This window comes from Agrobacterium sp. 10MFCol1.1 (assembly GCF_000381165.1).
GTDB classification, from domain to species: Bacteria; Pseudomonadota; Alphaproteobacteria; order Rhizobiales; family Rhizobiaceae; genus Agrobacterium; species Agrobacterium tumefaciens.
Genome location: NZ_KB906081.1, coordinates 187727 through 201397, shown reverse-complemented (window position 1 = coordinate 201397; position 13671 = coordinate 187727). Strand labels below are relative to the sequence as shown.

At 58.5% G+C, this 13671-nt stretch carries 16 protein-coding genes; 13 read left to right on the top strand and 3 right to left on the bottom strand.

Annotation, left to right across the window (positions count from 1 at the left end):
* Nucleotides 1–138: 138 nt before the first annotated feature.
* The 12 genes from F617_RS0122235 (at nucleotide 139) to F617_RS0122175 (ending at nucleotide 10757) form a co-directional block, all read left to right on the top strand.
* The gene (locus F617_RS0122235) at nucleotides 139–1587 is read left to right on the top strand and encodes a PLP-dependent aminotransferase family protein (RefSeq protein WP_034502451.1); all 1449 of its coding nucleotides are present in this window, start codon (nucleotides 139–141) and stop codon (nucleotides 1585–1587) included.
* Between the two features lie 68 nt (nucleotides 1588–1655).
* Complete coding sequence (gene eutB / locus F617_RS0122230) at nucleotides 1656–2675, top strand: hydroxyectoine utilization dehydratase EutB (RefSeq protein WP_026331015.1); 1020 nt, start codon at nucleotides 1656–1658, stop codon at nucleotides 2673–2675.
* A complete protein-coding gene (eutC, locus tag F617_RS0122225) occupies nucleotides 2672–3685 on the top strand; it encodes an ectoine utilization protein EutC (RefSeq protein ID WP_019566771.1) in 1014 nt (337 codons plus the stop codon). The genes eutB and eutC overlap by 4 nt, the downstream gene beginning before the upstream one ends.
* Nucleotides 3682–4860, top strand: coding sequence for an ectoine hydrolase DoeA (doeA, locus tag F617_RS0122220; protein WP_019566770.1), 1179 nt, complete (start codon nucleotides 3682–3684; stop codon nucleotides 4858–4860). The genes eutC and doeA overlap by 4 nt, the downstream gene beginning before the upstream one ends.
* Before the next feature lie 3 nt (nucleotides 4861–4863).
* On the top strand, nucleotides 4864–5877 hold the full coding sequence (gene doeB, locus F617_RS0122215) for a N(2)-acetyl-L-2,4-diaminobutanoate deacetylase DoeB (protein ID WP_013761011.1): 1014 nt from the start codon (nucleotides 4864–4866) through the stop codon (nucleotides 5875–5877).
* Nucleotides 5878–5937: 60 nt separating this feature from the next.
* Nucleotides 5938–6789, top strand: a complete 852-nt coding sequence (gene ehuB / locus F617_RS0122210; RefSeq protein WP_019566768.1) for an ectoine/hydroxyectoine ABC transporter substrate-binding protein EhuB — start codon at nucleotides 5938–5940, stop codon at nucleotides 6787–6789.
* 60 nt (nucleotides 6790–6849) lie between these two features.
* Nucleotides 6850–7515 (top strand): ectoine/hydroxyectoine ABC transporter permease subunit EhuC, encoded by a 666-nt coding sequence (gene ehuC / locus F617_RS0122205; RefSeq protein WP_019566767.1) that lies wholly within the window; start codon nucleotides 6850–6852, stop codon nucleotides 7513–7515.
* A 12-nt stretch (nucleotides 7516–7527) separates the two neighbouring features.
* The gene (gene ehuD, locus F617_RS0122200; RefSeq protein ID WP_004431448.1) at nucleotides 7528–8220 is read left to right on the top strand and encodes an ectoine/hydroxyectoine ABC transporter permease subunit EhuD; all 693 of its coding nucleotides are present in this window, start codon (nucleotides 7528–7530) and stop codon (nucleotides 8218–8220) included.
* Nucleotides 8217–8996, top strand: coding sequence for an ectoine/hydroxyectoine ABC transporter ATP-binding protein EhuA (gene ehuA, locus F617_RS0122195; protein ID WP_019566765.1), 780 nt, complete (start codon nucleotides 8217–8219; stop codon nucleotides 8994–8996). The genes ehuD and ehuA overlap by 4 nt, the downstream gene beginning before the upstream one ends.
* A gap of 222 nt (nucleotides 8997–9218) precedes the next feature.
* The gene (locus F617_RS28925; RefSeq protein ID WP_309583004.1) at nucleotides 9219–9515 is read left to right on the top strand and encodes a DUF6516 family protein; all 297 of its coding nucleotides are present in this window, start codon (nucleotides 9219–9221) and stop codon (nucleotides 9513–9515) included.
* A complete protein-coding gene (locus F617_RS0122185; RefSeq protein WP_013761014.1) occupies nucleotides 9512–9883 on the top strand; it encodes a hypothetical protein in 372 nt (123 codons plus the stop codon). Before F617_RS28925 ends, F617_RS0122185 begins: the two co-directional genes overlap by 4 nt.
* A gap of 388 nt (nucleotides 9884–10271) precedes the next feature.
* On the top strand, nucleotides 10272–10757 hold the full coding sequence (locus F617_RS0122175) for a hypothetical protein (RefSeq protein ID WP_013761016.1): 486 nt from the start codon (nucleotides 10272–10274) through the stop codon (nucleotides 10755–10757).
* A gap of 69 nt (nucleotides 10758–10826) precedes the next feature.
* Here F617_RS0122175 and F617_RS0122170 read toward each other — a convergent pair whose 3' ends face one another.
* Nucleotides 10827–11423, bottom strand: a complete 597-nt coding sequence (locus tag F617_RS0122170; RefSeq protein WP_019566763.1) for a TetR/AcrR family transcriptional regulator — start codon at nucleotides 11421–11423, stop codon at nucleotides 10827–10829.
* Between the two features lie 81 nt (nucleotides 11424–11504).
* Between F617_RS0122170 and bdcA the strand changes: the two genes are divergently transcribed.
* Nucleotides 11505–12212 carry an SDR family oxidoreductase gene (bdcA, locus tag F617_RS0122165; protein ID WP_019566762.1) on the top strand — a complete coding sequence of 236 codons (708 nt, stop codon included), beginning with the start codon at nucleotides 11505–11507 and terminating at the stop codon, nucleotides 12210–12212.
* Between the two features lie 127 nt (nucleotides 12213–12339).
* Here bdcA and F617_RS0122160 read toward each other — a convergent pair whose 3' ends face one another.
* A complete protein-coding gene (locus F617_RS0122160) occupies nucleotides 12340–13044 on the bottom strand; it encodes a VirB8/TrbF family protein (RefSeq protein ID WP_019566761.1) in 705 nt (234 codons plus the stop codon).
* The gene (locus tag F617_RS0122155) at nucleotides 13041–13586 is read right to left on the bottom strand and encodes a sigma-70 family RNA polymerase sigma factor (protein ID WP_025594844.1); all 546 of its coding nucleotides are present in this window, start codon (nucleotides 13584–13586) and stop codon (nucleotides 13041–13043) included. The genes F617_RS0122160 and F617_RS0122155 overlap by 4 nt, the downstream gene beginning before the upstream one ends.
* Nucleotides 13587–13671: the final 85 nt, after the last annotated feature.

The following is a 13671-nucleotide window of genomic DNA, read 5'->3' as shown; positions in this document are numbered from 1 at the left end:
GTCGCAAATGCTGCTCATTTCGACAGCAACTGCGCCTCTTTGCAGCGCAGTTGCTGTCTACGCTGCATAAGGCTTCATCTTTTCATAGAAGCATGCATAATGTCATGAAATTACCTTCGTCGAAAACGAGACAATTTCATGCGTCGTCAAGCCAATACACCCAGCCCAGATCCAGTTTCCCCAACGAGACCGGTGGCATGGCGACCGACGCTGGCTAAGCAGAAAGGCGAAACGAAACATTCCGCACTGACAGAACGCATCATTGCTGATATCGACGCCGGCGTTCTGAAGCCGATGGACCGCATGCCGACACACCGCGATCTGGCCCGCGAACTCGGCCTTTCTGTCCAGACGGTCAGCCTTTCCTACAAGGAGGCGGAGCGGCTTGGTTATCTCAGCGGTGAAATTGGCCGCGGAACCTTCGTGAAGACGCGGGTGACGGAGCGGGCGGGTCGCATGATGCTTGATCACAGCCCAACCGAGGTGCTTGATCTATCCATCATCCGCGGCGTTTATCTCGATGACCATGAAAATGCCTCGCGCGCCATTCTTCGCGAGATGGCCGATGGTGACAATTCTGGCTTTATGCGCCCCTGCCGGCCGGTCGCGGGGCTCGACAGCCATCGCGAAACGGCCAGAACATGGCTTGGCATGATGGGCGTGACAGCCGGTCCGGAACGCATTCTTGTCACCAATGGCGCGGCGCACGGCATTTTTCTCGCTCTGAGCTGCATTATCCGCTCTAACGACGTGGTGCTCTGTGAAAACCTGACCGACCACGGCATTATCGGCCTGTCTAATATCCTCGGCTTCAGCCTAAAGGGCTTACCCACCGACGAAGAAGGCATTTTGCCCGAAGCGCTGGAGGCCGCCTGCGCAGCCGGAGGTGTCCGCGCTCTGGTGCTCATTCCCACGCTTAACAACCCGACCGGGCATGTGTCGGGCGCAGCGCGAAGGCAGGCCATCGCCGCAATTGCCGAGCGGTACGGCATTTTTGTCATCGAGGACGAGGTCTACCGTCCGATGATTGAGGATGATCTGCCATCCATCACCGAAATGCTGCCTGATCTCGGCTTCTTCGTCACCAGCTTCACCAAGACAGTGTTGACAGGGCTGCGCGTCGGTTATCTCGTCGTGCCACCCGCCTATTCCATCCGCGCCGCCTCCATCCTGCGTGTGTCGAGCTGGAGCGGGACATATCTCACGGCCGAGATCGCTACCCGTTGGGTCGAAAACGGAACGGCACGGCTGCTGCTGGATGTCCAGCGCACCGAGGCCCGTGCGCGGCAGAAAATCGCCATGGACATACTGGGCCACCATATAGGGTCGACCCACCCCCTCTCCCTCTGCGCTTGGCTGAAGGTTCCCCAGCGCTGGACGGAGGACGGCCTGGTGCGCGCGCTCACGAACCAGAACGTCGCGGTAACTCCGTCAGAACCATTTATTGCCGGTCCTAGCCATGGCGGCGGCATTCGCATATGCCTCGGCGGCCGCCTCAATCATGCAAGCCTCGCCAGGGCTTTGACCACTGTGCGGCAGACATTCGAGCAACTGCCGCCGGTCTACGATATCGGGTCAATCGGCTGAGGTTGCCAGCCAAAAATCATTGAATCATTACAATATAGTAATTGACATGATTTTATTTCGCTCTCAACATGACAATCATGAAGAGCGAAAACCTGTCCATATCCGCCCCCGACAACTTGCTTCCAGTCTCACTGGCCGCGATAAAGCGAGCAGCGGCGCGGCTTGCGGGACAGGTGGAGCGCACACCGCTGGTTCGCTCGGACTTTCTCTCTGAGCGCTGTGGTCATCCCGTTCATCTCAAACTTGAAACCCTTCAGCCCATCGGCGCCTTCAAACTGCGCGGCGCGATGAACGCCATTCTCTCGCTAGACGATACGACGCGCCAGCGTGGCCTCGTCACCGCCTCGACGGGCAATCATGGCCGGGCGGTGGCCTATGCCGCAGACAAACTCGGCATCCCCGCCACAATCTGCATGTCGGCGCTGGTGCCGGCAAACAAGGTGGAGGCGATCCGCGCGCTCGGCGCGGAAATCCGGATTGTCGGCAGATCACAGGATGATGCGCAGGAGGAAGTGGAGCGCCTGACCAAAAGCAGAGGCCTGACCGCTATCCCGCCTTTCGATCACGCCGACGTCGTGGCCGGCCAGGGCACTATCGGCCTCGAGGCCGTCGAAAACATGCCTGAACTGGAGACAATTCTCGTTCCTCTATCGGGCGGTGGCCTTGCGGGCGGTATCGCCGTTGCGGTGAAGGCGCTGACGCCGGAGGCACGTGTCATCGGCGTTTCCATGCAGCGGGGCGCGGCCATGCATGCGTCAGTCACTGCCGGGCGGCCCGTCACCATCCAGGAAGAAGAAACGCTGGCGGATTCGCTGGGAGGGGGGATTGGATTGAAAAACCGGATCACATTTGCGCTCTGCCAATCTCTTCTCGACGAGATCGTGCTGGTATCCGAGGAAGAGATCGCAGCCGGCATCCGCCATGCGACGCATGAAGAAGGTCTGACGGTCGAGGGTGCCGGCGCAGTCGGTTTCGCGGCGATCCTCTTCGGCAAGGTGGACATCACCGGCCCAACCGCGATCATCGTGTCGGGTGGAAATATCGATCCGGCGGTTCACAAGACGATCATCGAAGGGCCTGCCGCATGAGCCAAATCACCATCCTAACCGAAAAAGATCTGCGCGCTGTCGTGAAGCTCGACCTGTCGGCAGTCGAGTGCGTGGAGCAGGCCTTTGCAGCGCTCGCAACGGAAGCGGTCGCCATGCCGCCGATCTTGCGGCTCGATATACCAGAGTTTCGTGGCGAGGTGGATGTAAAGACGGCTTATGTGCCGGGTTTTGACGGTTTCGCCATCAAGGTCAGCCCCGGCTTTTTCGACAATCCCAAACTCGGTCTGCCGAGCCTCAACGGGCTGATGATCCTCTTCAGCGCAAGGACCGGACTGGTGGAGGCCCTTCTTCTCGATAACGGCTACCTCACAGATGTGCGTACCGCCGCAGCCGGGGCGGTCGCAGCACGGCATCTCGCCCGTGAAGATGCTTCCGTCGCAGCAATTTTCGGAGCGGGCATGCAAGCCCGTCTGCAGTTCGATGCGCTGAAACTGGTGCGACCCATTCAATCCGCACGCATCTGGGCTCGTGACCATCAGAAGGCCGAGGGGCTCGCAGGCGATCTGGCCCGCCAACACGGTATCGAGGTCATCGCCGCGGCCGATCCGCAGACCGCTGTCCGGGGCGCCGACATCGTCGTGACCACGACGCCAGCCGAAAAGCCGATCCTGTTTGCCGGCTGGCTTGAAGAAGGCCAGCATCTGACGGCCATGGGATCGGATGCCGAACACAAGAACGAGATCGATCCGGCCGTATTTTCCAGGGCGCGCTATATCGCAGACCGGCTTTCGCAGACCCGAATTCTCGGTGAATTGCACCACGCTATCGCCGCGGGGCCTGTAACGCAGGATCAAGAATTCACCGAGCTCGGTGCTGTCATCGCTGGCAAGACACGCGGTCGCGTATCGAGGGACGACATCACCTTTGCCGATCTGACCGGCACCGGAGTGCAGGACACCGCCATCGCCAATCTCGCGTTTACCCGCGCAAAAGACGGCGGCAGCGGCCAAATCATCGAAAACAGTGTGAAAATGGGAGACGCAGCGTGAGCGTAACGCTGAACTTTACGCGCGAGGAATATGCCGCGCGCCTGTCCAAAACCCGCGACGCCATGGAAAAGGCAGGCATCGACCTGCTTGTCGTCACCGACCCATCCAACATGCATTGGCTGACGGGCTATGACGGCTGGTCCTTCTATGTCCACCAATGCGTGCTGGTGCCGCCGCAAGGCGAGCCGATCTGGTATGGCCGCAAGCAGGATGCCAATGGCGCCAAGCGCACCGCCTACCTCGCCCAGGACAACATCATCGGTTATCCTGACCACTACGTTCAATCGACCGAACGGCATCCGATGGATCTGTTGGCGAAGATCGTCGATGACCGGGGCTGGTCAGGCCTGTCGATCGGCGTCGAGATGGACAATTATTATTTCTCGGCTGCTGCCTTTGCATCCTTGCGGAAACATCTGCCGAACGCCCGCTTCAAGGATGCCGCCGGTCTTGTAAACTGGCAGCGCGCGGTCAAAAGCCCGACCGAACTCGACTATATGCGCAAGGCCGGCAAGATCGTCGAGCTGATGCACAAACGTATCGTTGACGTAGTCGAGCCGGGCATGCGCAAATGCGATCTCGTCGCCGAGATCTACGATGCCGGCATTCGTGGCACCGCGGAATTCGGCGGGGATTATCCCGCGATCGTACCGTTGCTCCCGTCGGGTGCCGATGCTTCTGCTCCGCATCTGACATGGGACGACAAGCCGATGCGCTTGGGCGAAGGCACCTTCTTTGAAATCGCCGGCGCTTATCGCCGTTATCATTGCCCGCTCTCTCGCACTGTCTTTCTCGGCAAGCCGACGAAGGCGTTCCTTGATGCGGAGAAGGCGACGCTTGAGGGCATGGAGGCCGGTCTTGCGGCTGCCAAACCCGGCAATACCTGCGAAGATATCGCCAATGGGTTTTTCGCGGTGCTGAAAAAATACGGGATCATCAAGGACAACCGAACCGGCTATCCCATCGGCCTCTCTTATCCGCCGGACTGGGGCGAGCGCACCATGAGCCTGCGCCCCGGCGACCGCACGGAGCTGAAGCCCGGTATGACGTTCCATTTCATGACCGGTTTGTGGCTGGACGACATGGGGCTCGAAATCACCGAGAGTATCGCCATTACCGAAACGGGTGTCGAATGCCTCTCCAATGTGCCGCGGCAACTGTTCGTGAAAGGCTGAGAGATGTTAAGCACCGCGCTACGCCCCTCACCTATCACGTCGTCGGTCGATTTTGACAGGAAAGGCGTGCAGCACGGTCATCTGCGGCTACCATACAGCCGCGATGACAGTGCATGGGGGTCGGTAATGATCCCGATCTGCGTGATCGCCAACGGCGAGGGGCCGACAGCCCTTTTGACCGGCGCCAATCACGGCGACGAATATGAGGGGCCGGCCGCACTTTTCGAACTTGCCCACACACTCGATCCAGATGACGTCAGCGGGCGTATCATCATCGTGCCAGCACTCAACTATCCGGCCTTTCGCGCGGGAACACGCACCTCGCCGATCGACCGCGGGAACCTCAATCGCAGCTTTCCCGGTCGTCCGGACGGTTCCGTGACGGAGAAGATCGCCGATTACGTGACCCGCCATCTGTTACCGCTTGCGGATATCGTTCTTGATTTTCATTCAGGCGGCAGGACGCTTGATTTCCTGCCTTACGCTGCCGCTCACGAATTACCCGACAAGATACAGGAAGCCCGGTGCTTTGAGGCGGTGGCAGCTTTTGCTGCCCCCTATTCGATGAAGATGCTGGAGATTGACGCCGTCGGCATGCTGGACACAACGGCCGAGGAACTGGGAAGGGTCTTTGTCACCACCGAGCTTGGCGGCGCGGGCACGGCCAGCGCAAAATCGATCGACATCGCCCGCAAAGGCACCATCAACCTGCTGCGCCATGCAGGCATCCTGACCGGCGCCGCGGTGCCGGCGCCGAGCCGCTGGCTGGATATGCCCTCCAGCGACTGCTTCACCTTTGCCGAAGATGACGGGCTCGTCGTCTTCGTCCGCGATCTCGGCGACACGGTCAAGGCAGGTGAAACCATCGCTAGGGTCTACCCTGTTGGAAAAACCGGTCTTGCGCCGGTCGAATACCGCGCCTCTATCAGTGGCGTGCTCGCAGCGCGCCACGTTCCCGGCCTCATCAAGGCCGGCGACTGCCTTTCCGTCATCGCCACGGTCACGGAGAATACCTAGTCCGAAGAATGAAGTGAGATCCGAAAACGGACCACGCAACCCAACCAGAGGAGTTAGAACATGAATATGACAAAACTCGCCGGGCTTTCCGCCCTTGCTCTTTCGATCAGCGTGACAGCGGTCAGCGCACTCACCCTCGAGGAGGTGAAGAAGCAAGGCTACATTCGCGCAGCGACTGCCAATGAAGTGCCCTATTCATACATGCAGCCCGACGGCACCTCTGCCGGCATCGGCCCCGATGTCGCAAATGCAGTTCTGAAATCGATGGGCATCGAGGAGGTCAACTGGACGGTGACCCCATTCGGCACGCTGATCCCCGGGCTGAAGGCGCGTCGCTTCGATTTCGCAGCCGCCGAACAGAACATTTCGCCCGAGCGCTGCAAGCAGGTGGCCTTCACCGAACCGAACTCGTCCTATGGCGAAGGCCTGCTGGTAAAGAAAGGAAATCCTAAAAAGCTGACCACCTATGCCGATATTGCCAAGGATCCTGCATTGAAGGTCGCCGTCGTATCTGGCGCCAACAATGTAGACTTCCTGCGCGCCGTCGGCGTCAAGGAAGATCAGATCGTCTTCATCCCGGCCAATGCAGATGCCATCCCCACTGTCCAGAGCCGCGCCGATGCCTATGCCGCCACGGAACTGACAGTGTCAGAACTGGCCAAGGGCCAGGCTAATGTCGAGCAGGTGAAGCCCTTCGTTGATCCTGTCGTGAAGGATGCGCCTGTGCGCAACTACGGCGGTTTCGCTTTCCGGCCGGAGGACAAAGAATTACGTGACGCCTTCAACGCCGCGCTCGTCGAATTCCGCAAGACCGAAGACTACAAGAAAATCCTCGCAAAATACGGCCTCTCCGAACAGAGTATCGCGGCAGCGGCCGAAAAGAAGGTCGCCGATCTCTGCGCCGGAAAATGACGCCAGCCGGCGCCCGGGCATTACCGGGCGCCGATTACCATGAACTCGGGAACACTCCAGATGGACATGACCGCCTACCTGCCGATGTTGTGGCAAGGCGCCGTCGTCACCATGACGATTACGCTCGCAGCCCTTGTTGTCGGCACGGTACTCGCCTTTTTCTTCGGCATTCTTCGCGTCGAGGGTGGACCAATCCTCTCGACTGTCGCATTGTGCTACACGGAGGTGTTTCGCGGCACCTCGCTGCTGGTCCAGCTTTTCTGGTTCTATTACGCGCTGCCGCTCGTCGGTCTGAGTTTCGATCCGGTCACCACCGGCGTCATGGTGCTCGCCGCCCATGCGGGTGGGTATGGCGCCGAGATCGTTCGCGGCGCGTTATCTTCCGTTTCGGTGCAGCAGCTGGAAGCCGCACGAGCGCTGAACTTCACGCGGATGCAGACGCTGTTTCGCATTTCCTTGCCGCAGGCGATCGTCGAGATGATGCCGTCCTTCGGCAATCTGGCTATCGAAACGCTGAAGCTTTCCTCACTTGTATCGCTGATCTCGATTGCCGACCTCACCTTCGCGGCACAGTCGATCCGCAACCTGACGCTGGATAGCACCAGCATCTATTCGATCACACTCCTCTGTTATTTCGCGATGTCGCTGATCCTGATGGCCATCATCCGGGTGATCGAACATGTCGTGCGGCGCGGCAATGTGTTTCCGCGCACTCGCCATTCGTAAGGATATTCAGTCATGATGTATGGTTACGAATGGGACACGACCACCTGGATTACCTACACGACCTCGATCCTGCCCATCATTTTGATCGGCCTGACGGTAACGCTGAAAGCAGCCGCCGCCGGCTTTGCCATCGCGCTTATTCTGGGGCTGGTTTTTGCGCTGCTGCGCCGCAGTCGGGTGAAATTGATTTCATGGCCGACCGCAGTTGTTGTCGAATTCCTTCGCGACACTCCGCTTCTGGTGCAGCTTTTCTTCCTCTATTACGTTCTTCCGGAATTCGGCATCGTTCTGCCGGCGTTTCTCACCGGCGCGCTGGCGCTCGGCCTTCAATATGCCGCCTATACGTCTGAGGTCTATCGCGGCGGCATGGAGGCGGTACATCATGGCCAGTGGGAAGCCGCGACTGCGCTTAATCTGACGCGCATGCAGACGTATCGGGATATCATCATCCCGCAGGCCATCCCGCGCATAGTTCCGGCCATGGGCAACTATCTTGTCGCCATGATCAAGGAAACGCCGGTGCTTTCCGTCGTCACGGTTCTAGAGATGATGGGGCTGGCAAACATGATCGGCGAGCGCACCTTCGAATATCTGGTGCCGCTGACGCTTGTCGGCCTGATCTTCCTTCTTCTGACCATAATCTGCTCAGCAGGCCTCAGCCGCCTGCAAAGGGCGCTTCCAAAAGCAGGAATACCCTTGCGATGACAAACAATACCAATCAACCGCTGATCGAATTTTCCGATGTCACAAAGCGGTTCGGCATTTTGACGGTCCTCGACCAGTTCAATTTCAGCGTGGCAAAAGGTGAAAAAGTCACTCTCATCGGTCCTTCCGGCTCCGGTAAGTCGACGGTTCTGCGCATTCTCATGACGCTGGAACCGTTCCAGGAGGGAAAGTTGACGCTGGCGGACATTTCCTACCATCAGGCCGGCGGCAAAGGCCCCTTCCAAGCCACGGAAAAACACCTGCGCCAGATCCGTAACCACGTCGGCATGGTTTTTCAGAGCTTCAACCTCTTCCCTCATATGACGGTGCTGCGCAACATCGTGGAGGCGCCGGTGCGTGTACTGGGCATTGCCCGGCCGGAGGCAGAAACACGGGCAATCGAACTCCTGAAGATGGTCGGCCTGGCCGACAAGAAGGATCACTATCCAGTGCAGCTTTCTGGCGGCCAGCAGCAGCGTGTCGCCATTGCCCGCTCTCTTGCCATGCGCCCGCGTGTCCTGCTTTTTGACGAACCAACCTCCGCCCTAGACCCCCAGCTGGTCGGCGAAGTGCTTTCCGTCATCCGTGGCCTGGCCCACGAGCACGATTTGACCATGTTACTTGTTACCCACGAGATGCGTTTCGCTCGGGAAGTGTCGGACCGGATCTGCTTCTTCGACAAAGGGCGTATTTGTGAGCAAGGAACGCCAGAAGAAATCTTCGGCGCACCAAAGGAAGATCGGACCCGCGAGTTCCTGTCATCCGTTCTGCGGTAACCGCACTCTCACACGACCAGGAAACAGCCATGACCACAGCGACGACGAGGTAGCAGATGTGCTCGATGATGCTGAATAGGGTGGTCACACCGGAGGCGACCTGAAGCAGTTCCCCGAGGCGGCTGAGCAAAATAGCCGTCGCGCCGCAACGTCTCGCCGCTGCGGCTGGATTTGCTCATTAATCAAGTGTTGGCGAGATTGACAACACCGTAAGATGTTGGCATTATAGACAACAAGAAGGCTCTCACGATAACAGAACACAAAAGTGTTGGTGCCGACGGCAGCATTATCCAGTTCGTTATTTGGAAAGTTCCAACGCCTGTTCCCCCAACCGAACATGGGTTCAAATATCGAATGGTCTATGCCCAGAACGGCATTAGGGTTGTGGGCTTCGACAATGAGCGGGGTAAAGGCGATCACATACATCTGGACGGCCATGAGTTTCCTTACCGGTTCACAACAATCCACCAACTGATTGAGGACTTTTTATTTGAGGTCGAAAAACGGAGGCAGTCATGAGAACTTTGACCATCACGACAAATGCCGACTGGAAATCGGCATTACGCGTAGCAGGTAAGCGCGCTGCTATTGGCCTCGAAAGCGGTGAGTATCAGGGTGAAACGCTAAACTTTGAGACACCCGGCACATTCTTTTCGCGTCTCACCGAGCGTCGTTGGGAACTACTGAACGTCCTTCTGGGAAGTGGAACGGTTGGCGTGCGAGAGCTTGCGCGCAGACTGAACCGGGACGTCAAGCGCGTCCATGAAGATGCTGCGGTGCTAGTCGAGCTGGGACTGATTGAGAAGGACGAGCGCGGTGCATTAAGTTGCCCGTTCGAGCATATCCATATCGATATGATGATGGTGTCAGCAAGACAGGTGGCGTGATAGGAGAGAGGGCGCTGACGTGTAGCACGATTAGCGTCGATTATGGCGAGAGGAACCGCCTTCGGCCCTTCGCCTCCCGGTCCCCTCGATACGGACACGGCACTCTGTTGATCTGAACCCTTCATACTGGACCGTTTTTGGTTAGAGTGTTCCGGTGCATTTTCCTGGCTGGGAAAGGAACGGAAGACGATGAAAGCATCGCAGTTTTCGGACGCACAGAAGACGTTCATTCTGAAGCAGGGTCATGAAGGAGTGTCGGTGGCGGAAATCTGCCGGTGCCACTCCAGTTCCGCCGAAGTGCGGACGAAGATTGGCTGGTCGCCAGCACTGGCTGCGCAGCAAACCAGACACGGTTTGGCAGGCCCGACAGATGGCCAGGAGCATTCACATGAAAGTTGAAAAAATCACTTTAAATCCAGGCGATCAGGTTCCCAACAACCAGACCTTCCCTGTCATCATCTATCGACACGTCGGCTCGCCATTCGATTCCGCTGCTTTCGAGGCACTGTTCGCACGAAACGGATGGCGCGGCATCTGGCGCAATGGTGTGTTTGCCTATCACCATTACCACAGCGGCGCGCATGAAGTTCTGGGCGTGGGGGGCGGTGAAGCGACGTTGCAGATTGGCGGGCCGGATGGGCAAACCTTGCACGTTACGCAAGGTGACTGTCTGGTCTTGCCAGCCGGCACAGGCCACATGAAGCTGAAATCCTCTGCGGATTTTCAGGTTGTCGGCGCTTATCCACCCGGCCAGGAGGCCGATGTTCAGACGTCTGCACCAACCAGTGCGATGCTTGCACAGATAAAGTCTTTGCCAAAGCCGACGACCGACCCCGTGCACGGAGCATCAGGTGGCCTGATCGATCTCTGGTGAGAATGAGCCGGGTTTTCGACACCTGCCAGCTTCCATCACTAATAAGAAGTATTGAGACTGCTCCGAGATTCAAACCTCGGAAAGCTCCTGCTTCACCGCTCCCCCCGCAACGCGCGCAATACTCAGGAGTCGCTCTATGTCGCGGCCAATCCGCGCCATGGCGGAGAGACCGACCATGGTCGAACTCACGAAATCCGCCAGACGCTCAGCCTCTTCCGGATGGCGCGCGGCAATATAGGAGCGGATCACGCCCTCTGCCGCCGTGTGAAAAACGCGGGCTGCGGCACGCGCCTCTTCATCGTCGCAGCGCGTGCCTTCCAGAACGAGGCAACCAGGGGCTGCGGAATGAGCTGCATAGCGTCTTGCCGCATCTTCGAGCAACGATGCAAGGCACTCGCCAACCTCACGATCCGGCCGCAGAATATCGGCAAGAGGAATTGCTTCCGTTCCGGCATAGAGACCAAGAACCCTCTTGTAGAGGCCCATCTTGCTGCCAAAAGCGGCATAAAAGCTTGGCGGGTTGATGCCTAACACCGAGGTAATCTCCGCGACGCCCACAGCATCAAAGCCACGCGCGTGGAAAAGCTGCTTGGCCGTGGCCACAGCCTGATCAGGATCAAAACGGCGCGGACGGCCGCGGGAGCGAATGTTTTTTGTATCGGTCATTACATAATATCTTGACGAGTGAGTTATTCGGTATTTATGTATCGATCATTAAATTAATTTTCAAGGTCATGGAGAGTGCTCGTGTTTCAAGGAAAATCCGTTCTGGTTCTCGGCGGCAGCCGTGGCATAGGCGCAGCCATCGTGCGGCGGTTTGCAGACGAAGGTGCAAAGGTAACGTTCACCTATGGCGCATCCCAAGGTGCGGCGGAAGAGCTGGCGAAAGAGACGGGCAGCACTTCCATACGGGCGGACAGTGCTAACCGCGACGAAGTCATCCGCGTCGTGCGTGACAGTGGTCCTCTGGACATATTGATCGTGAACTCCGGGATCGCCATTTTTGGCGATGCTCTCGAGCAGGACCCTGATGCCATCGACCGCCTGTTTCAGATCAACATCCAGACGCCCTATCACGCCTCTGTGGAGGCGGCGCGGCAGATGCCTGACGGTGGCAGGATCATCGTTATCGGCTCGGTCAATGGAGATCGGATGCCGGTGCCGGGCATGGCCTCTTACGCCGTTTCCAAATCGGCCTTGCAGGGGCTGGCGCGCGGTTTGGCACGCGACTTCGGGCCACGCGGCATCACCATCAACGTTGTGCAGCCCGGCCCTATCGACACCGACGCGAACCCGGAAAACGGGCCGATGAAAGACCTGATGCACAGCTTCATGGCACTCAAACGCCATGGACGGCCGGAGGAAGTGGCTGGCATGGTGGCCTGGCTTTCCGGGCCTGAAGCCGGTTTTGTGACGGGCGCGATGCACACGATCGATGGCGCATTTGGCGCCTGATAAGCAGATTGCCTGATTGTTTGCGGCCGGTTTCGGGACAGCACGATGGTGTTGCTCCCGAAACCGGCGAATAGAATGCGGCGAAGGAAATTTCGCCGCGATCTTATCGGTTTTGCCTTTGGGTGATCTATCGCGGCATTCGGGCGAAGCCCTTTGCCAAGATTGGGCCGGTTGGCCTGCCTGTTGGTGATCCGCCTGCCTGTTCAAGCGTGATCTCGTAGAGCTGGTCGCTTCTCGGGGTCGGTAAAGCCGGTCCATCGAGACGCGCTGAACGGACGCCATCGATCAGGCCGAGCGAGACCGGGCCAACATCCTTGGACGGCAATGTCCATACCTGGATCGTCTTGTCTCCAGGCACTGCAAAATCGGCCAGCATCCGCACGGTTGCTCTTTCGTTGCCAAAATCCTCAACAACGGCCTGAACCTCACCCGTCTCGTTGACGAGGACTGCGATCACCAGCGGCTCCGTTGTCCGTGTCAGGCTAAACGTAAGGCCGGCGGCGAGCACAACGGTTGCGGCAATGGCGGACACGGCAATGGCGCGCCAGCGGTTTGTGCTGTTGTCGTTTGCCGTGTGGGTGAGCTTGAGGGATGCGGATTTCGACTGGAGCGGCAGGCGGGATTCGATGTTGCTCCACAATTCGCCCTTGATGGCTGCCGGCTCAACGGTGGTATCGAGCGGGAGAAAACGCTCACGGCTGGCCGCGATTGCCACCCGCAATTCGCCATCCGTTTCCATTGCCGCCTCAACAGTCGTAGCTTCGGAGGTCTCCAGCAAGCCCAATACATAGTCATCGGCGATGGCGGGAATATCTTTGCGCTCCATCATCATGCCATGCACTCCCGAAGCGCCGAAAGGCCGCGCCTGATCCAGGATTTCGTCGTTCCAAGCGGAATGCGCAACCGGCCAGCGATTTCGCCGTGGGAATATCCGGCCACGTAGGCCATCAGGATGCCCTGTCTCTTTGTCTCCTCAAGACCGCCGAGACATTCATAAAGGCGTGAATTCCGATCAAGCTTCTGCCATGCGGCCATTACTTCATCTGCCTGCGCGCCATCGCGGAGCGTTTCAACATCCTCCACGGGGAGTTCACGCCTGCTGTCGCGCAGAAGATTAAGCGCCCGGTTTCTGACGATCGCGTAAATCCAGCCGCGCGCCGACCCCTGATCTGCCCGGTATTGGTGCGCATGGGTCCAGATGCGCACGAAGCTCTCCTGTACCACCTCTTCCGCCAGTTCCCTGCGCTTGACGATGCGCTCTGCCACTGCAATCAGCCGGCCTGCCTCGCGATCGAAAATCGCACGCAATGCGTTTTTGTCCCCTTTTGCGCAGGCTGTGAGCGCCCTGTGTAGATCGTCCGGCACGGAGCCCATCTGCATTTGAAACCTTTCAACGTCTGATCGCCAGCATGGTCGACTTGGGCATAATACCCATCGTGGCGGCATATGGATGCATCTC

Bases quoted from the DNA above. Each gene is read 5' to 3' on its own strand.
- ehuD (WP_004431448.1), top strand. From the start codon at position 7,528: ATGATGTATGGTTACGAATGGGACACGACCACCTGGATTACCTACACG.
- eutB (WP_026331015.1), top strand. From the start codon at position 1,656: ATGACAATCATGAAGAGCGAAAACCTGTCCATATCCGCCCCCGACAAC.
- F617_RS0122160 (WP_019566761.1), bottom strand. From the start codon at position 13,044: ATGATGATGGAGCGCAAAGATATTCCCGCCATCGCCGATGACTATGTA.
- ehuA (WP_019566765.1), top strand. From the start codon at position 8,217: ATGACAAACAATACCAATCAACCGCTGATCGAATTTTCCGATGTCACA.
- F617_RS0122170 (WP_019566763.1), bottom strand. From the start codon at position 11,423: ATGACCGATACAAAAAACATTCGCTCCCGCGGCCGTCCGCGCCGTTTT.
- F617_RS0122155 (WP_025594844.1), bottom strand. From the start codon at position 13,586: ATGGGCTCCGTGCCGGACGATCTACACAGGGCGCTCACAGCCTGCGCA.
- ehuC (WP_019566767.1), top strand. From the start codon at position 6,850: ATGGACATGACCGCCTACCTGCCGATGTTGTGGCAAGGCGCCGTCGTC.
- ehuB (WP_019566768.1), top strand. From the start codon at position 5,938: ATGAATATGACAAAACTCGCCGGGCTTTCCGCCCTTGCTCTTTCGATC.
- eutC (WP_019566771.1), top strand. From the start codon at position 2,672: ATGAGCCAAATCACCATCCTAACCGAAAAAGATCTGCGCGCTGTCGTG.
- F617_RS0122175 (WP_013761016.1), top strand. From the start codon at position 10,272: ATGAAAGTTGAAAAAATCACTTTAAATCCAGGCGATCAGGTTCCCAAC.
- F617_RS0122235 (WP_034502451.1), top strand. From the start codon at position 139: ATGCGTCGTCAAGCCAATACACCCAGCCCAGATCCAGTTTCCCCAACG.
- F617_RS0122185 (WP_013761014.1), top strand. From the start codon at position 9,512: ATGAGAACTTTGACCATCACGACAAATGCCGACTGGAAATCGGCATTA.
- doeB (WP_013761011.1), top strand. From the start codon at position 4,864: ATGTTAAGCACCGCGCTACGCCCCTCACCTATCACGTCGTCGGTCGAT.